At 62.0% G+C, this 19,116-nt stretch carries 13 protein-coding genes; 9 read left to right on the forward strand and 4 right to left on the reverse strand.

Annotation, left to right across the window (positions count from 1 at the left end; all coding sequences use genetic code 11):
* Positions 1-3: 3 nt before the first annotated feature.
* From JHW44_RS06295 to JHW44_RS06330, 8 genes are all read left to right on the forward strand, one after another.
* Positions 4-1,002, forward strand: coding sequence for a glycosyltransferase family 2 protein (locus JHW44_RS06295; RefSeq protein ID WP_089342913.1), 999 nt, complete (start codon positions 4-6; stop codon positions 1,000-1,002).
* Positions 999-5,558, forward strand: coding sequence for a MupA/Atu3671 family FMN-dependent luciferase-like monooxygenase (locus JHW44_RS06300; RefSeq protein ID WP_089342912.1), 4,560 nt, complete (start codon positions 999-1,001; stop codon positions 5,556-5,558). The genes JHW44_RS06295 and JHW44_RS06300 overlap by 4 nt, the downstream gene beginning before the upstream one ends.
* 2 nt (positions 5,559-5,560) lie before the next feature.
* On the forward strand, positions 5,561-6,226 hold the full coding sequence (locus JHW44_RS06305; protein ID WP_089342911.1) for a 4'-phosphopantetheinyl transferase family protein: 666 nt from the start codon (positions 5,561-5,563) through the stop codon (positions 6,224-6,226).
* 17 nt (positions 6,227-6,243) lie between these two features.
* Entirely contained in the window at positions 6,244-7,215 is a 972-nt protein-coding gene (locus JHW44_RS06310) for a hypothetical protein (protein ID WP_245846782.1), read from the forward strand.
* Positions 7,212-9,731, forward strand: a complete 2,520-nt coding sequence (locus tag JHW44_RS06315) for a hypothetical protein (RefSeq protein ID WP_089342910.1) — start codon at positions 7,212-7,214, stop codon at positions 9,729-9,731. Before JHW44_RS06310 ends, JHW44_RS06315 begins: the two co-directional genes overlap by 4 nt.
* Positions 9,728-10,573: a glycosyltransferase family 2 protein gene (locus JHW44_RS06320; RefSeq protein WP_089343263.1), complete on the forward strand. Its 846-nt coding sequence runs from the start codon at positions 9,728-9,730 to the stop codon at positions 10,571-10,573. Before JHW44_RS06315 ends, JHW44_RS06320 begins: the two co-directional genes overlap by 4 nt.
* Positions 10,574-10,666: 93 nt before the next feature.
* The gene (locus tag JHW44_RS06325) at positions 10,667-11,875 is read left to right on the forward strand and encodes a glycosyltransferase (protein WP_089343262.1); all 1,209 of its coding nucleotides are present in this window, start codon (positions 10,667-10,669) and stop codon (positions 11,873-11,875) included.
* Entirely contained in the window at positions 11,872-13,212 is a 1,341-nt protein-coding gene (locus JHW44_RS06330; RefSeq protein ID WP_245846781.1) for an oligosaccharide flippase family protein, read from the forward strand. The genes JHW44_RS06325 and JHW44_RS06330 overlap by 4 nt, the downstream gene beginning before the upstream one ends.
* A gap of 26 nt (positions 13,213-13,238) precedes the next feature.
* Here the strand turns inward: JHW44_RS06330 and JHW44_RS06335 are convergent, their stop codons facing one another.
* Positions 13,239-14,378, reverse strand: a complete 1,140-nt coding sequence (locus tag JHW44_RS06335; protein ID WP_245846780.1) for a Hint domain-containing protein — start codon at positions 14,376-14,378, stop codon at positions 13,239-13,241.
* 154 nt (positions 14,379-14,532) lie between these two features.
* Positions 14,533-15,522: a GlxA family transcriptional regulator gene (locus JHW44_RS06340; protein WP_089342908.1), complete on the reverse strand. Its 990-nt coding sequence runs from the start codon at positions 15,520-15,522 to the stop codon at positions 14,533-14,535.
* A 172-nt stretch (positions 15,523-15,694) separates the two neighbouring features.
* On the opposite strand from JHW44_RS06340, the gene JHW44_RS06345 reads away from it, so the two are divergent.
* Positions 15,695-17,101, forward strand: a complete 1,407-nt coding sequence (locus tag JHW44_RS06345; RefSeq protein ID WP_089342907.1) for a class II 3-deoxy-7-phosphoheptulonate synthase — start codon at positions 15,695-15,697, stop codon at positions 17,099-17,101.
* Between the two features lie 69 nt (positions 17,102-17,170).
* On the opposite strand, the gene JHW44_RS06350 is transcribed toward JHW44_RS06345, so the two are convergent.
* Together JHW44_RS06350 and JHW44_RS06355 are read right to left on the reverse strand one after the other, a co-directional pair.
* Positions 17,171-18,043: a lysophospholipid acyltransferase family protein gene (locus JHW44_RS06350; RefSeq protein WP_089342906.1), complete on the reverse strand. Its 873-nt coding sequence runs from the start codon at positions 18,041-18,043 to the stop codon at positions 17,171-17,173.
* Positions 18,040-18,933, reverse strand: coding sequence for a DMT family transporter (locus JHW44_RS06355; RefSeq protein WP_089343260.1), 894 nt, complete (start codon positions 18,931-18,933; stop codon positions 18,040-18,042). The genes JHW44_RS06350 and JHW44_RS06355 overlap by 4 nt, the downstream gene beginning before the upstream one ends.
* Between the last annotated feature and the right edge of the window lie 183 nt (positions 18,934-19,116).

Consider the following 19,116-nt stretch of genomic DNA (forward strand, 5'->3'; position numbering starts at 1 on the left):
CGCATGGCAACAGTTCTGACAGTCATCCTGAACTGGCGCACCGCGCCCATGACCCTGAAATCGGCCGAGGCTGCCATTGCCGCGATGAAGGATATTGCGGGCGAAATCGTCATTGTCGACAATGACAGTCAGGACGGCTCCGAGGATATCCTGCGCGAGGCCGTGGCCGAAGGTGGCTGGGACCGCGTCCGCGTCATCCAGTCCGGCCATAATGGCGGCTTTGGCGCAGGCAATAATGTGGGCATACGCGCCGGCCTGACCGGCGGAGGGCGGCCCGATTACGTCTATCTGCTGAATTCGGATGCCTTCCCCGCCGTCGATGCCATTCAGGTGTTGCGCGATCATATGGAGGCCAACCCGGCGGTGGGGCTGGCTGGCAGCTATATCCATGGCACCGACGACCAACCCCATGTCACCTGTTTCCGCTTTCCCTCGGTCGCGTCGGAATTCGAGGGCGGCGCGCAATCGGGGCCGGTGTCGCGGCTGCTGCGCCATGCGATCATTCCCCAGCCGATCCCCGAACAGACCACGCCCATGGATTGGGTGGCGGGAGCCAGCCTGATGATGCGTCAGGACATGCTGGACCAGATCGGGGCCTTTGACGAAGGCTATTTCCTGTATTTCGAGGAAACCGATCTTTGCCTGCGTGCCGCGCGGGCCGGGTGGCGGACCGATTACGTGCCGACCAGCCGCGTGGCGCATATCGGGTCGGTTTCGACCGGCATGAAGCAATGGGACCGCACGCCCGGCTATTGGTTTGACAGCCGCTGGCGTTATTTCCGCAAGAACCACGGTCTTGGCACGGCCATGGCCGCAACCCTGGCCCAGGTCTCGGGGCTTTCCATCAATCGCCTGCGCGCCGCGCTTGGCAATGCGCCGCGCAACGGTCCCAAGGGGCATATGCGCGACCTGCTGGCACATGACCTGCGCGCCCTGCGCAAAGGCATTGCTCCGGCAAGCATTCACAGCTCCGCTTCTTCCGTCACCGAGAGGACGACATGACGCAATCCGCCGTATTTATCGGGAATGAATCCCTTTTGATCCAATGCGCCGGACAATGGCGCGACCGCGGTCATTCCATTGCCGCGATCATCACGCGCGACAGCGACATTCGTCACTGGGCTGAAACTCAGGGCATTCCGGCCCTGTCACAGGCTGATACCAAGGAGCCGGGTGATCTGGCCTATGACTGGCTGTTCAGCATCGCCAATCTGTCGCTGGTGCCCGAGGCATTGCTGCAGCGCGCCGCCAGGGGTGCCATCAACTTTCACGACGGGCCATTGCCACGCCGCGCGGGGTTGAACACGCCGGCCTGGGCGATCCTGCAGGGTGACAGCCAGCATGGCATCACCTGGCATCTGATCGAAGGTGATATCGACGAAGGTGATATCCTGGAACAGCGGCTGTTCCCGATTGCCGACGATGACACCACGCTGACCCTGAACACAAAGGCCTTCGAGGCGGCAATCGACAGTTTCCCTGCCGTGATCGGACAGGTCGAAAACGGCCTTCAGCGCCGGAAGCAGGATCTCTCCCTGCGAGGCTACCACGCCCGCGCAGATCGCCCCGAGGCAGCCGCTGCAATTGATTTTACGGCTTCGCGCGACGCGGCGCTGCGTCTGATCCGCGGGCTGGATCATGGCGACTATGTCAATCCGCTGGCCCTGGCCAAATTCGAAGTGGATGGCCGGGTGATTTCGGTGGCCCATGGTTCGCCAGCCGAGGGCGCGGGCGCGCCCGGAACGGTCATCGCGGCCGGGGTCGAGGGGATTACCGCGATATTCGCGGATGGGGCGTTGCGTCTTGAAGGGTTGCGGGCGCTGGATGGCGCGGAATTCGACCCTGCCGGATTGCTGGGGAAGGTTCTGAACGGTCCGCAGGATCGCCAGGGCCTGACAGATGCCATTGCCGCGACTGTCGGCGGCGAGGGTTATTGGCGCACGGCATTGCGCCGTCTGGCTGCAGCGGTCGTGCCTTTGGCTCATGAGGTCGATGCAGCAGCTGACTGGCAATCCCTGCCCATAGAGGCGGGTGAGGGCGATCTGCTGGCCGGGCTGGCGCTTCTGGCGACGGGGCTGGCGGGCGAGGATGCCGTCGATCTGGCCTTGCATGATCCAGACGCGCCTCTGGCGGCGGGCTATCTGTCAGATTGGGTTCCGCTGCGCGCCGAGGTTGACGGAGCGGCTTCGACCAGCCGGTTGCGCGAGCAGATGGCCGCAAGGATGGAGCGGGCGCGCAAACATCCCGCGTTTGCGCTTGATCTGCCGCTTCGCGATCCTGCGATACAGATGCCGCAAAAGCCCGCGATCGGCGTGACGGCCCGGGGTCATGCGCCTGTCGCCGGGACGGTGCTGACCCTGGCACTGGAAACGGGGCAATTGTATTTCGATGCCGCACGGCTGGACCGGTCTGGGGCCGAGTTGCTGGCGCGGCGGCTTGGGCATCTGGCGCATGCGGCTGCACAGGACGGAGCGGTCGCCGATATCGCCCCCATGCCCGGTGCTGAACTTGAGCTGGTCACGCAGGGGTGGAACCAGACGGCGGTGGATTTCCCTGATATCTGCATTCACCATGCTTTCGAAGCTCAGGTCGCCAAAACTCCCGATGCGGTTGCGCTGACGGTGGAAGACCGTGACCTGACCTATGCGCAGTTGAACGAGAGGGCCAACCGTGCAGCCCATGTGCTGCGTGAGATGGGCGTGGGGCCGGGCGTTCTGGTGGGCATCTATACCGGGCGCAACGAACAGCTGCTGATCGGCACGCTGGCAATCATGAAGGCCGGTGGGGCCTATGTGCCGCTGGATCCGGCCTATCCGGCGGATCGCATTGCGCTATACATCGAGGACAGCGCCTGTCCGGTGATCGTGACCGAAAGCGCGCTGTCATCCTCGCTGCCCGCGCATGGTGCCAAATTGCTGGTGCTGGATCAGGATTCGCGTCTTGAGGCTGCGCCCGGCGACAATCCTGACAGCGGTGTCTCGACCGCGGATCTGGCCTATCTGATTTACACCTCTGGTTCGACCGGTCGGCCCAAGGGCGTCATGCTGGAACATCGCAATGTTGCGAATTTCTTTACCGGCATGGATGACCGCGTCCAGCATGATCCCGCCGGGGTCTGGCTGGCCGTGACATCGCTGTCCTTCGATATCTCGGTGCTGGAGCTGTTTTATACGCTGGCCCGGGGCTTCCGTCTGGTGCTGATGGGCGATGCCGAACGGGCGCTGGTGTCCGGGGGAACGGCTGTCAGCGACAAGAGAATGGATTTCAGCCTGTTTTACTGGGGCAATGACGATGGTGTCGGACGTGCCAAATATGAGCTGTTGCTGGAAGGTGCCAAATTTGCAGATCAGCACGGTTTCTGCGCCGTCTGGACGCCCGAGCGGCACTTCCATGCCTTTGGTGGTCCATATCCCAATCCCTCGGTGACGGGGGCGGCTGTTGCGGCGGTAACCAAGAACCTTGAAGTGCGGGCTGGCAGCTGTGTCGCGCCGTTGCATCACCCGATCCGTATTGCCGAGGAATGGGCAGTTGTCGACAACCTGACCGAGGGGCGCACGGGGCTGGCCATTGCCTCTGGTTGGCATCCCGAAGATTTCGTGCTGCGTCCCGAGAACTCGCCGCCCGAGAACAAGCCCGCCATGTACAGGACCATCGAGACATTGCGTAAGCTGTGGCGAGGCGAAACCGTGCCATTCCCCATGGCCGACGGCAAGATGGTCGATGTGCTGACACAGCCGCGTCCGGTTTCCGATGAGCTGAACATCTGGGTCACCACCGCAGGCAACCCCGCCACATGGCGCGAGGCCGGAGAACTGGGCGCCCATGTGTTGACCCATTTGCTGGGCCAGTCGATCGAAGAGGTCGGAGAGAAGATCAAGATCTACCATCAGGCGCTGCGTGACAGTGGACGCGATCCGTCCAGATATCGCGTCACGCTGATGCTGCACAGCTATCTGGCGGGCGATCGTGAAACTGCCCGCGAGGTCGCGCGTGGTCCCATGAAGGATTACCTGCGCTCGGCCGCGGCGCTAGTAAAGCAATACGCCTGGGCATTCCCGGCCTTCAAGAAGCCCGAGGGCGTCTCGAACCCGATGCAGATTGATCTGGGCAGCCTGAGCGATGAAGAGAACGAAGCCATTCTGGATTTCGCCTTCAACCGTTACTTCGAGGATTCCGGCCTGTTCGGCACCGTGGAAGAGGTCCTGCCTCGCGTCGAACAGCTGAAACAGATCGGGGTGACCGAAATCGCCGCGTTGATCGATTATGGCATTTCGCGCGAACAGGTCATGGAAGGGCTGAAGCCCCTGGCCGAGCTTCTGGCGCGCAGCAATGCCGGCAATGCCCCGGCGCAGGATGATTTCTCGATTGCCGCGCAGATCCGCCGTCACAAGGTCACGCATCTGCAATGCACCCCTTCGATGGCCCGGATGATTGCCATGAATGACGACGCCCGTGCGGCACTGTCAGGGGTGAAACATCTGATGATCGGCGGCGAAGCCCTGTCGGGCAGCCTTGTGGGTGATCTCAATCAGGCCAGCTCTGCCAGTATCGAGAACATGTATGGCCCGACCGAGACCACCATCTGGTCCACCACGGCTACGGCTCAGGCCTCGGACCCCGTTGCCAGCATTGGCACCCCGATTGCCAATACGCAGGTCTATGTTCTGGATGAGGAGATGAAGCCCGTCCCGGTAGGAACCCCGGGAGAGCTGTGGATAGGCGGGGCAGGTGTTGCGCGCGGCTATTGGCAGCGCGACGACCTGACCGAGGAACGGTTCAAGCCCAACCCCTTCCATGCCGGACGCATGTACCGGACCGGCGATCTGGTGCGCTGGGCACCGGATGGCCGGCTGGAATTTCTGGGCCGCGCGGATCATCAGGTGAAGATGCGGGGCTATCGTATCGAACTGGGAGAGATCGAGGCCGTTGCCGAAGGCTTTGCCGGAGTGCGGCAGGCCGTGGTCATGGCGCGCGAGGATCGGCCGGGCGACATGCGGCTGGTGGCCTATGTGACCGGCGACAGCTGGCTGGCGACCGAGGCGCTGCGGGAACATCTGGCGCAGATCCTGCCCGCGCATATGGTCCCCTCGCATGTGGTCAAGCTGCCCGAATTCCCGCTGACGCCGAACCGCAAGGTCGATCGCAAGGCCCTGCCTGCCCCCGCCGAGGCCAACGCACCCCTGAGCGAGGCATTCGTGGCGCCGGCGGGAGGTGTGCAGGCCACAATTGCCGAGGTCTGGTCGCGCATTCTGAACCGGCCGCAGATTGGCGCGAAGGACAATTTCTTTGCGCTGGGCGGGCATTCATTGCTGGCCGTGCAGGCGCATCGCGAAATCAAGCAGGCGCTGGGCGGTGGTGTTCGCCTGTCGATCACCGACATCTTCCAGTTCCCGACACTGGAATCCCTTTCGGCGCATCTGGGCGCGGCTGACCCGGCGAACAATCCTGCGCAGCCTGCAGCAGCAGGCGGCCAGACCACGCTGGAGGATCGCGCCTCGGCGCGGGCCGAGGCCATGTCGCGCCGTCGGGCGATGCGGGCAAATCGGGGCAAGAGCTAGCCATGGCAAGACTGGCACGGATGGCAGGCAGCCTGTTTCCCGACACGGTCGGGCTTGGCGTCATGTCCATCGGCGCCGCCGAAAATCCATGGCCGGAAGAACAGCCGGTCGTGGCGCGGGCCGTGCCCCACAGGCAGGCCGAATTCGCGGCGGGACGGGCGGCCGCGCGCATTGCCATGGCGGCCATTGGCGCGCCACGCGCCGCGATCCCTGCCGGAGAGGATCGCGCTCCGATCTGGCCTGCAGATCTGACCGGCAGCATTACCCATGCCGAGGACACCGCATTGGCCGTGGTCGCCTCGACCAGCCATTTTCGGGGATTGGGCATCGATATCGAACCCGATGCCCCGCTGCCCGCTGATGTCCTGTCCGAGATTTGTGATGGCGATGAATGTGCCTGGATTTCGGGACAACCTGCGCCGCTGCGTTGGGCGCGGCTGATTTTTGTTGCAAAGGAAGCCGCTTTCAAATGTCAATATCCGGTCAGCAAAACGATCTTTGGTTTTGATGTCATGACGATTCGGATTTTCCCCGAAACGGGACAATTGACGGCCCGTTTTACCCGCGCCGTCGCGCCTTATGCCGCAGGAGAGCTTCTGCACGGGCGTTACGTTCTGTCAGCAGGTCTGATCATTGCCGGTTTCATCGACCCGGCAGGGCGAGCCTAGCGAGAAGGAGGGGCTGAATGAACCGGCGATCAAGCCTGTTGGGGGGGGCGGCAGTGATCGGCATGGCTGTGGCCGCGGCCGGCCTGATGCTGCGCCGCAAGCGGGCGGGTGGACCGGCACCCCTGCCGATGATGGAGGCAGACCCGTTTTCATCTGCCCATGTGCCGCTGGATGCGCCGGTGGGACCGCTGCGGGTTTTTCACCTGGGACACAGCCTTGTCGGTCGTGACATGCCGGCGATGGTGGCCCAAATGGCGCCCGAGGGTCATGACTATGCCTCGCAACTGGGCTGGGGCGCGACATTGCGCGCGCATTGGATGGGCCCGGACGAGGTGCCCGGCTTCACCGAAGAAAATGACCATCCCGCGTATCGCCCGGCGCGTGCCGCCATCGAAAGCGGCGACTATGGTGCCGTTGTGCTGACCGAGATGGTTGAACTGCGCGATGCCATCCGCTGGCACGGCAGCAGCCTTTACCTGGCCGAATGGGCAAGGCTGGCGCATCAGGCCCGGCCGGACTGCCGCGTCTATCTGTATGAAACCTGGCATCGACTGGATGATGAGGCCGGATGGCTGGAACGGATCGATGCCGACAGCGACGGGCTTTGGCGCGATGAGCTGATCCGTCGAGCGATGGGGGCCGAGGGCGTCGGTGTCATTTACCGGATCGCGGGTGGTCCGGTGCTGGCCGCGGTCGCACGCGCGGCCGAGGCGGGCGAACTGCCGGGTTTGCAGCGGCGCGAAGGTCTGTTTGCGCGTCTGCCCGACGGTTCGCTGGACCAGATACATCTGTCGGATCTGGGCAATTACGTCATCGCCCTGGCTCATTGCGCGGTGCTCTATCACCGCGATCCGCGAGGGCTTCCCGCCGATCTGAAGCGGGCGGACGGCAGCAGGGCCGAAGCCTTCGATCCCGACAGCGCGGCGCGGATTCAGGCCATCGTCTGGGAGGTTGTGCGCCGTGATCCGCTGAGTGGCCTGCGCCCATGATCGGATTTACCCTGCTGGCAGACATACTGTTTATCGGATTGGGCCTGTTTGCTCCCGAACTGCCGCAGATGGTCGAGTCTGCAGGGCGGATGTCCGGCGAGGATGTCACGGTCGAGGCGCGGCTGGTGCCCAATGCGCCCCTGAAATATCATTGGATGAATGCGGCTTCGGGTCCCGACAAGGATCCGCGCGAATTGCTGTTCTCGGGGCAGGTCGATCAGGTCCTGATGACCGAAGCGATGCCATTGATCGAGAATCTCGAGGTCCATGACAGCATTGATTACGCGATCAGGTTCAGGGATCTGGCCCTGCGTCACAATCCCGATGCCGAAACCTATCTTTACGAAAGCTGGCCCACGCTGAAACCGGGGCAAAAGCAGGAATGGCGTCATGCGGTCGCGGCGGGCGGCCTGTTCTGGCGGGCGATGGTGAAAACGGTCAATGAACAATCCCTTGCCGGGCCTGCGGGCGCGCCGATGCGCCTGATACCGCTGGCTCAGGGGCTGCTGGCGCTGGATGATGCAATTTCGGCTGGCGGCGTTCCCGGGCTGGAAGATTTCGAGCAGGTCTTCACGGATGGTCAGCATCTGAACGGGCGGGGCTCCTATTTCGCGGCAATGTTGCTGCATGCGGCCCTGACAGACGAGGATCCCACGGGTCTGCCTGTCTGGCTGGGGCGAAACCGTCCCGCGACATTGGACGAGGCCATCACGACCCCCATGGCCGAAGCCATGCAGAAGATCGCACGGCGCGTGGTTCAAGAGCAGAAGGAGCCGGTCACGGGCTTTGCCGCTGCCCTGCGACGCGCCGAGGCGGTGGTGCGTGAAACCCGCAATGACAGCAGCCCGCAAAGCCTCTGGCAGGATCCCAACGCCTCATATCTGACCGGGATCGAACGGCGCGGCGTGGCCTTCAATCTGTCCGAGGTGAACGACTGGTCTGCCGAGCAGCCCTTTCTGGATGTCTTCAAGACCGCCCGCCCCTGGATCGGCCATCTGCCGGGGCAATGGGGTGGCTTTGATGCGCCGAAACTGCACGATGCCGGTTATCTGGACGAGGACGGCTGGCCGCTGATGATCCCGCCCGAGGTCACGCATCTGAGCACCCTGATCCTGTCGGACCTGAACGAGAAGATGATCTCTATGGCCGGGCGCTATGTGCTGCGCTATCAGGGCGAGGGACGCCTGGAACTGGAGGGAAGGGCCCGCAATGTCACCTATGAGCCGGGGCGGGTAACATTCGATTATCAGCCGGGGCCGGGCAGCGTGCTGATCCATCTGCGCGAGATCAATCCCGACAATCCGGTGCGTGATATCAGCGTGGTCCGGCAGGACAGGATCGCGCTGGCGGATGCGGGGCGTCTGTTCAATCCCGATTTTCTGGCTCGTCTGCGCGGCGCCGAGGTGCTGCGCTTCATGGGCTGGATGCGCACCAACAATTCGACAGTCTCAAACGTCGAGGAATTGCCCGAAGAAGAGGATTACATCTGGAGCACGCGGCGGGGCGTTCCGCCCGAAGTGATGGTCGCGCTGGCCAATGAGCTGGATCTGGACCCCTGGTTCACGCTGCCACATCTGGCCGATGACGAATTGGTCCATGAATATGCGCGCCGTGTCCGCGACAATCTGGAACCGGGGCGACGCGCCTGGGTCGAATTTTCCAATGAGGTCTGGAATGGCGCATTCGATCAGCACCAATGGGCCGAACGCAAGGCGATCGAGGAATGGGGTGCCGAAGGGGCCGCAATGCAATATGGCGCATTTCGTGCGGCGCAGGTTGCCGATATCTGGAGCGAGGAATTCGCCCCCTCGGCTGCGGGCAGGCTGGTCCGTGTCATCGGCACTTTCACCGGCTGGCCCGGTGCCGAGGATGACATGCTGATGGCACCGGCATGGAAAGAGGCGGACCCCGAGAACTGGCATCCGCTGGCCGGTCATTTCGATGCCTATGCCGTCACCGGATATTTCTATGCCAATCTGGAAAATCCCGAGCGTCTGGCACTGCTGCAGAAGACGCTGGAAGACAGTTGGGCCGAAGCCCGTCGCCGGGGTCAGGCCGAGGGGCTGCGGGACGCCGATCTGGATGCCTTCGTGCAGGAACACAGGTTCGATCTGGCCATCGGGCGGGCGATTGCCGACCTGCATGCGGGCGGGCTGAGCGATCAGCCAGAAGGGACCGTGCAATGGGTGATCGACACATTGTTTCGCCATCACGCAGCAGCGGCGCGCAAATACGGGCTGGATCTGGTGATGTATGAGGGCGGCAGCCATGTCGTTGCATCCGGCGCCCTGTCTGAAGACGAGGAACTGACCAGCTTTCTGATTGCGCTCAACTATTCCCCGGGCATGGGAGAGTTGTATCGCCACCTGATGAAGGGGTGGCGGCAATACAGCGACCAGCCCTTCAATTTCTATACTGCGATTGACGGGCCCAGCCGCTATGGCAGTTGGGGCACTTTGCGGTTTCTGGATGACATGAATGCGCGATGGCGCGCGGTTTCGGAGGCCGAGGAATGACGCAGGAACTGGCACTGAGTGTCATTCTGCCCGCCAGCAATGAAGAGGCCTGGCTGGGAGACTGCCTGCGGGCACTGTTTGCCAGCACGCCCGTTTCAGGCGGGGCCGAGGTGATCGTGGTGGCCAACGGATGTCGTGACCGTACGGCAGAGGTGGCGCGTGATCTTGCGGATCTGGCAGAACGTTCGAACTGGTCCCTGATTGTTCTGGAGCGGGCCGAGGGCGGCAAGATCGGTGCCCTGAACGCCGGCGACGGGATGGCCCGTGGTGCCGTGCGCGCCTATCTGGACGCGGATGTCGTCGTCAGCCCCGAACTGATGGGCCAACTGACCGCTGCCTTGCAGAGCGCCCGGGGGGCAGCCTATGGCAGCGGCAGGGCCATCATTCCACGGCCTCGCAACCCGCTGACTCGCGCCTATGCGCGTTTCTGGAAAAACCTGCCCTTCGCGCAAAGCGTCGCGCCGGGTTACGGGCTGTTCGCGGTCAATGCCGAGGGGCGCGCGCGCTGGGGCGAATTTCCCGACATCATTTCAGATGACACATTCGTGCGGCTGCAGTTCGCACCGCAAGAACGTATCGGCGTTTCCGCAAGCTATAGCTGGCCCATGATCGAAGGCTGGGGGGCGCTGGTCCGCGTGCGCAGGCGTCAGGATGCCGGCGTGACGCAGATTCGCCAGCGCTGGCCGCAGATCATGGAAAATGAGGGCAAGGAACCCATGGGGTTTTCGGGCATCCTGCGCCGTGCGCTTCGCGATCCGCTTGGATTCGCCGCTTATGCCTCGGTTTCGCTTGCCGTTCGCCTGAATCGCCAGAATGCACAGGAATGGACCAGGGGCAGATGAGTGCTCCGGGTTTCGATCAATCCGACTGCCGCCCGGGGTCGGAAGAGATAAGGCCAAACCCGCCAATCGCGGCGGAATGATATGAGGCAAATGTTGCGTATCGGTTATTTGTTGAACACATATCCCCAACCCAGCGTGACCTTCGTCCGGCGCGAGATCAGGGCATTGGAGGAACAGGGCATTTCGGTGCTTCGTTTCGCCATGCGCAGCGACCGCGACGCGCTGGTCGACCCCACGGATCTGGAAGAATATGATCGGACCGAGTTGATCCTGAAGCTGGGCGCGTTTTCCCTTGTGACGAACGCATTTTGCTGTGCCTTGCAACATCCGGGCCGATTCTATGGTGCTTTCTCGATGGCGATGCGCATGGGTCGCCGCGGGGGCGGGCGTCTGCGCCATCTGATCTATCTGGTCGAGGCGGCCTATCTGGCCCGTCGTGCCAATGATCTGGAACTGGATCACATCCATGCCCATTTCGGCACCAATCCGGCGGCGGTTGCATCGCTGATGAAGCAGTTGGGCGGACCGTCCTACAGCTTTACTGTCCATGGCCCCGAGGAATTTGACAGTCCCGTTGCGCTGAGCCTGAACGAAAAGATCGCGCGGTCTGCCTTTGCCGTGGCGATTTCCTCGCATGGGCGCAGCCAGCTGTTTCGATGGGCCGATTATGAGGATTGGCCCAAGCTGCATGTCGTTCACTGTGGCATCGATCCTGCCCTGTTCCCGCTGCCTTCGGCAATGCCCGAGACCGAAGAACTGCGATTGGTCAATATCGGCAGATTCGCGGAACAGAAAGGCCAGCTCTTGCTGCCCGAGGCGGTGGCCATCGCGCGGTCCATGGGGGCAAGGGTGCATGTCACCCTGGTCGGCGACGGCCCGATGCGGCCCCAGATCGAGGCGGCGATTGCAAGACATGGCGTTGCAGATGCCTTCACGCTGACCGGCTGGCTGGATGAACAGGGGGTGCGTTCCGCCCTGGCCGACGCCCATGCGCTGGTTCTGCCCAGCTTTGCCGAGGGCCTGCCGATGGTGGTGATGGAGGCCATGGCCGCCGGACGGGCGGTGATCGCCACCTATATCGCGGGCAATCCCGAACTGATCCTGAATGGCACCACCGGCTGGTTGGTTCCCGCCGGCGATCCCCAGGCACTTGCGCAGGCGATGGTCACCGCGCATCAGACATCGGTCGCCGATCTGACCGCCATGGGGGGCGCAGGGCGCGCTCGCGTGTTGACGCGCCACGACATCAATCAAGAGGCCGCAAAGCTGGCCAGCCTTTTCCAGAAAGCGATCGGTTCATGAAACGCCTGACGACCTATCTTTCGGGGCAGAGCATCACGCAGCGCGTGCTGCGCGGCTCTGCCATTTCCGGTATGGGGTATTTCCTGAGCCAGGGCATCAGGCTGGCCAGCAACCTGATTCTGACGCGCCTGCTGTTTCCCGATGCCTTCGGCCTGATGGCACTGGTGACGATGTTCGTTCTGGGCGTCGTGATGATGACTGATGTCGGGCTGACCCCATCGATCATGCAAAGCAAACGCGGCGATGACCCGAAATTCCTGAACACGGCATGGTCGGTGAAGATGCTGCTGCATGCCTTTTACTTTGTGGTGATATGCCTGCTGGCCTATCCCGCCGCGCAGTTCTATGACGCCCCGCAACTGGTGGAACTGATGCCTGCGGTCGGGTTGAGCCTGCTGATCGGCGGGCTTGTCTCACCCAATATCGAACATGCCATGCGTCACATCCAGCTTGGTCGGGTCACCATGATCGACCTGGCCAGCCAGGCGGCATCGGTGGGGGCAATGGTGCTGTTTGCGCTGCTGACGCGTTCGATCTGGGCATTGGTCTTCGGGCAATTCATTGCCGCCGGGGTCAAGGCCGTGCTGACGCGCTATTACCTCCAGGGACCGGCATCGCGCTTTGCCTGGGACAAATCCGCCGTGCAGGAGCTGATCCATTTCGGCAAATGGATCACGCTCAGTTCCGCCTGCGGCTTTGTGCTGTCACAGGGCGACAAGGCGGTGTTGGGGAAATATCTCAGCCTCGAGCAACTGGGTGTCTACAACATCGGCTTCTTTCTGGCCTCGTTCCCGATGGCGCTGGCCGAAAACATCACCGGGCGCACCATCATCCCGGTCTATCGCGACAGTCCGCCCTATGAATCGCCACAGAACTTCAGAACCGTTCGCCGGATGCGCATGGGGCTTTCGGCCGTGGTCATGTCGATGATCGCCGTCATGGCGCTTGGCGGGCCATGGATCATCAACCTGCTCTATGACATGCGCTACGAGGGCGCCGGTCCGATCGTGTCGCTGATTGCCTGCGCGCAGATTCCCGTTGTTCTGGGCATGACCTATCCGCAGGCCGCGCTGGCCGCCGGAGATTCACGCAGCCCGTCCTTGCTGACCATGCTGCGTGCCGGCGTCCAGATCGCTGCCTTTCTGACCGGTGCCGAGCTGGGCGGGCTGACGGGGGCGATCATCGGCCAGATGCTGGCGGGTTGGCTGCTGCATCTGTTCATCATCCGGATCGCGGTGCAGCACAGGGTTTGGGACCCGCTGCATGACGCCATGTTCGCGGTGCTTGGGCTGTTGCTGACGGTTGCCGGAATGTCCCATATGATCTGGGCGGGATAAGGCAGGCAGGGCGCCGGAATGCGCCCTCAGCAGACCAGCAGCTTCGCGTTGCGACGATGGCGCTCGGCCAGCTTGCGGCCTTCGCGTCCCGAGACAAGGCGGCGCGCCGGAGCCGGCGAAAAACCTGGCCGGGCCAGTTCTGGAAACAATGTCAGGATCTCGCGCCGGGCCGCGGGAGAGACCGACTTGAGCGCCTCGGCACCTGTATAGAGGCTTTCGGTCCAGGCATTTTCCGACAGCACGATTTCATGTCTGTCAAACAGCATGTGCCAGTATTCCATTTCGGTCGCATCGCTTGCTACTTCGATTCCGGGCAATCGGGTCAGATGTTTGGCTGCAACCAGTATTTCGTCGCAACCGAACATGCGTCGGGCGATGCGGGACCGAACCAGCACGCGATGCTGCGGTGATACGACCAGATCTGCCGTCGGGGCACCGCGTCCCAGGGCACCTGCGGAAATATGAATCGGGCGCAGTTGCGGGCACAGGTCCAGCTGACGGGCGTCAATCCGTGTTCCCCCGATCCATCGAACTGGCTGCAGCCCGTGATCGCGGGTCATCACCATGTCGCCAATCGCCAGATCCTCGATCCTTCGCGGGCCCTCTGCAGTTTCGATCAGCGTTCCGGCCGCGAAGCAGGTGACGGATTGAAGTGGATAGTCAATGCTATCTTTGGCCCCGTCCGGAGAGTATCTGGTATAGTAGCGGAAATCCTTGGAAATATCCAACTCCGGGGTTTGGTATTCGCCGGTCCAAGAATTCCATTTCTTTACCGGAAAGATCAGAACGGAGTGTTTCGAACCCAGTTCCTCGCCATGGAGACCCGGTTCATAAAGATGCGGGAACATTACGATGAATCTGTTGCCATCACTGTCCTTGATATAGCTTCCGATGTAATTGCTTAACCTCGTGCCAGCCGGGACAAGCTGTGCGTCATCGCCATAGCCGAATGTGACATCGTATTTCAGGCTCTGCTGCGTAGGGTCCAGATCGTAATAGCCTGCGTTGAATTCTGAATCGTCATCGGTGATGGTGATGGTGCTTACTGCAGCATCAGATATGGAAAAAGGGTTGGAAGCCGTTACCCATGGCCGGACGTCGTAAGGAAATTCGGTGCCTACGGGTATCGGCTGACTGAACGTCAGCATCGTGATCTTATAGTCCATTGCTCTCCGCCAATTCTGCATGAACTTTCATTCATCGAGGCGAGAGAAGCAGAAGACCGCGCAATATATTCCCGCCTTTCCGCTTCATTAACCATCTCTGGTTAATGAAGAATTAAGGCATGCTGGCCGAATGGCCGGAGATTCCGCTTGGTGCTTATGAAGGTTTTTCGGACGTATTGGAGCCCGCAGTTCCGCGTTCCCTGTAAGGGGTGCTTCCATATTGCGCGCGATAGCATTTCGAAAAATGCGAGGGGCTGGAAAAACCCGATGCCAGTGCAACCTCGATTATCGAAAGTTCCGTCTGCATCAGCAGGTTGCGCGCCCGCCCAAGACGCGTTTCCATGTAATAGCGCTTGGGGCTGCGGTTCAGGTATTTTCGGAACAATCGCTCCAGCTGACGGGTCGACATTCCGGCATCGGCGGCCAGACGAGCCGGGCTGATCGGGTCCTCCAGGTTTTCCTCCATCCGCGCGATCACCGCAGCGAGCCGGGGATGGCGCACGCCGATCCGGGTCGGGATCGACAGGCGCTGGCTGTCCTGATTGGTCCGGATTGAGGTGTGCAGAAGCTGGTCGGCGACATTGGCGGCCAGTTCATCGCCATGCGTGCGGGCAATCAGATGCAGCATCAGGTCAATCGGAGAGGTGCCTCCGGCGGCGGTAAGGCGATTGCCATCATCGACGAAGACCGATCTGAACAGATCGACATCGGGGAAGGCTTCCGAGAAACCGTCGTGATTCTCCCAATGGATCGTTGCCTTGCGCCCGTCCAGCAGGCCCGCTGCCGCCAGAATCCACGAACCGGTGCAGATAGCGCCTATGGTTGCGCCGCCACGCGCCTGCCTGCGCAGCCAGTTCAGCACCGGCTTGCTGGCTTCGCGACTGACCTCGGTACCACCGCAAACGATCACCACATCGTCCCGGGACAGGGCCGTGTCGCTGTCCAACCCACCGTCCAGCGCAATCCTGGTGCCATTCGAGCATTTCGCGATATCGCCGGATATTCCGACCAGACGCCATTCGTACAGGGTGGTGCCCGCAGCACGGTTGGCCAGTCGCAGCGGCTCCAGCGAGGCCGCAAAGGGCATCATCGTAAAGCGGTCCAGCAACAGGAACGTAAAGCGGTGCGGTCTTTGGGATGGCATCGGGCTATCTCTTCGCGGCGGATCTTGTGAACAGTCAACAGGGATTTTCCAATCCCGCAAGTGTAGAATCCATTCAACTGTCGCGGACTGCCGCTTTCCTCGCCAGACAGGTCTTTCCCTGACTGGCGCAAAGGACTATACCGACGCGAAGATTTTTCAAGGAGCCCGTGCCATGACGCAGGATAATCGCAAGACCGCCACCCAAAGCTGGGACAAGGCCGGCTGGCGCAACTATCCGCGGGTGCAGATGCCGGAATATACGGATCCCGCTGCCCTTGCAGCGGTCGAGGCACAGCTGCGCCGCTATCCGCCGCTGGTCTTTGCCGGAGAAGCGCGGCGTCTGCGCGAAGAACTGGCCGAGGTTGCGGCCGGACGTCGCTTTCTGCTTCAGGGCGGAGATTGTGCCGAAAGCTTCAACGAGTTCAGCGCCGACAACATCCGCGACACTTTCAAGGTGATCTTGCAGATGGCCGTGGTCCTGACCTGGGGCGCACAATTGCCGGTGGTCAAGGTAGGCCGGATGGCGGGGCAATTCGCCAAGCCGCGCAGCGCCCCGACAGAAACCGTGGGTGGGGTCGAACTGCCCAGCTATCGCGGTGACATCATCAATGGCTTCGATTTCACGCCCGAGGCCCGGATTCCCGATCCACAGCGCATGCTGTCGGCCTATACGCAGGCTGCGGCCTCGCTGAATTTGCTGCGGGCGTTCTCGACCGGCGGATTTGCTGACATGCAGCGCGTCCAAAGCTGGATCGCCGATTTCGTCGGTGGTTCCGAAGCCGCGAAATACCGCGATATTGCCGATCGCATCCGTGACGCCATGGCCTTCATGCAGGCGGCCGGGGTCAATTCGGATACCGCGCATCAGCTGTCCAAGGTCGATTTCTATACCAGCCACGAAGCGCTGCTTCTGGAGTATGAAGAGGCTCTGGCCCGTATCGACACCACCACCGACACGCCGGTGGCCGGATCGGGTCACATGATCTGGATCGGCGACCGCACCCGGCAGCCCGACGGGGCACATGTCGAATTCTGCCGTGGCGTTCAGAACCCGATCGGTCTGAAATGTGGTCCCAGCACTACCGCCGAGGATCTGAAGGTCCTGATGGAGAAGCTGAACCCGCAGAACGAGGCCGGGCGTCTGACCCTGATCGCACGCTTTGGTGCTGGCAAGGTTGGGGATCATCTGCCGCGCCTGATCAAGGCCGTTCAGGAAGAGGGTGCGAATGTCGTCTGGTCCTGTGATCCGATGCACGGGAATGTCATCAAGTCATCGACAGGCTACAAGACGCGCCAGTTCGATTCGATCCTGCGCGAAGTGCGCGAATTCTTCGGCGTCCATAATGCCGAAGGCACCATTCCGGGCGGCGTGCATTTCGAGATGACCGGCAAGGATGTGACCGAATGTACCGGTGGTGTGCGCGCCGTGACGGATGAGGATTTGTCCGACCGCTATCATACCGCCTGTGACCCGCGTCTGAATGCCAGCCAGTCACTGGAACTGGCCTTCCTGGTCGCAGAAGAACTGCGCGCGCGTCGCGAGGCGGCAGCCCCACAGCGCAATGCCGAGGCGGTCTGACCTGACCGCAACGGACTGAACTTGAACAGCCGCCGGGATCCGGCGGCTGTTTGCTTTTGCGCGCGGCGTCTATTTCCAGCGCCTGTGGACCCAGAACCATTGATCCATATGGCGCCGGACCAGCATTTCCAGATCGTCATTCAGTGCCTGCATCATCTGGCGCGGCTCGCCATGTTCGATGGGGGCCCCGACATGCACGCGAAATGACAGCCCGTCTTCGCGCCGGATTCCATGTACCGGAAGGATCAGCGCATCATAGCGGACTGCCAGTTCCGCCGGGGTCAGGACCGTCTTGCTGGGCAGATCGAAGAAGCGCAGTTCAGGCGCATGACGGTCATGCTGGTCGAAGCCCAGGGCCAGCCAGCCGCCGCCTTTCAAAAAGCGCAGCATTGCGGTCAGGCCGGCACGACCTCGGGGGAAGAGCGGTTCGGCTATGGCCGAAATGGCCGGAACATAATGCTTGTTGAATGCTTCGTTGTTCATGGGCCGATACAGGGCACCCACGGGATATCCCCTGGCGGCAAGTGCGGCGCGCATGGCATCGTAATTTCCGAAATGTGCGCTGGCGATAATGACGGGGCGTCCCGCATCGAAGGCGGCTTTCAATGCGGGCAGGCCGGGGCCTTCCAGCGGATCCGAGGCCTCGATGCGGTCGGTGAATTCGCGGCCCGAATAGATCTCGGCCACCGAGCGCCCGGCATTTGCCGGAACCGCCTTTTCCAGAAAGCGGATTTCAGCAGCCTTCAGGTCAGGGCGGGCGAGGACAAGATTTTCGCGTATGCGGCGACGCCACCCGGCAAGCGGGCCGACGACATGACCAAAGATCCACCCGACTGTTCTGATGCGCGCCTCATAGGGAAGTAGTTTCGCAGCAGACATGATCGTCAGAAAGGCGCCGCTGGCCAGGCGATCCGTCAGCGGAGGCTTGTCGTCTTCGCTCATTCCTGTTTCCTCGATGCTTGGGCCTCTCGTGACCAGACATAAAGACCGGCCCCGACGATAATCGTCCCGCCGAGAATGGTCCAGCGATCGGGCAGTTGGTCAAAGAACAGCCAGCCCCAGAACCCCGCCCAGATCAGCGCGGTATAACCAAAGGGTGCCAGAGATCCCGCTTCGCCCATAGAGAAAGCCTTGATTAGCAGGATCTGGCTGATGGTTCCCAACACGGCCAGAGCCAGGAAATAGGGCAGATCCTGAAGGGCAATGGACTGCCAGCTGAAAGGCACGAAGAACGTGGTCACGATCAGCCCCGCATAGGCCGACCACAGGATCGAGGTTGCGGTGGAATCGCTGCGCACAAGTCGCGTGAGCAGGGCGCCTCCGGCATAGGTGAAGGCACCCAGCACCGGTAACAGCGCCGCCGGTTGAAAGACGCCGGTGCCGGGACGAATGACGATCAGCGCGCCGACCAGCGCCGCGGCGATGCCCAGCATCCGCCGGATGCCGATCTTTTCCTTCAGGAACAGCGCCGCGCCCAGGGTGATCAGAACCGGGTTCGAGTCCATGATGGCGGTGGCTTCCGCCAGTCCGATGAATTGCAGGGACGTAAAGAACAGGCCGACCGAACCCAGTTGCGCCATGGCCCGCCAGAACTGCAGGGCCGGCTGCCTGCTGCGCATCAATGCGGGCACACGCTGACGAAAGATCAGCGTGACAATCAGAGCATTGCCGAAGAAGCGCGCCCAGACTACCTGCGTGACCGAATAGCTTTGGGTCAGATATTTCGCCGTCGCATCCATCAGCGTAAAGAACAGGACCGCGCCGCAGAGCAGGGCGATGCCGATCAGTTGCGCCTTGTCATGGCTGGGCGGGTCGTTGTGACCACGCCGCATGAGCGAAAATACTTGTGACAGGGCGTGCATCAGCGTGGTGTCTTGATGGGCATTGGAAAGTCTCGCGCGGCATTGAGGGTGGTCGGGATCGACCAACAACTTGTAGGCATTCGGGTGCCGCGCTGACAAGCCCGTGATGTCCTGTCAGATTTTTTGCCGATGTGTCTCGTTTGTTCTTTGTCG

Source organism: Paracoccus seriniphilus, assembly GCF_028553745.1.
GTDB classification, from domain to species: domain Bacteria; phylum Pseudomonadota; class Alphaproteobacteria; order Rhodobacterales; family Rhodobacteraceae; genus Paracoccus; species Paracoccus seriniphilus.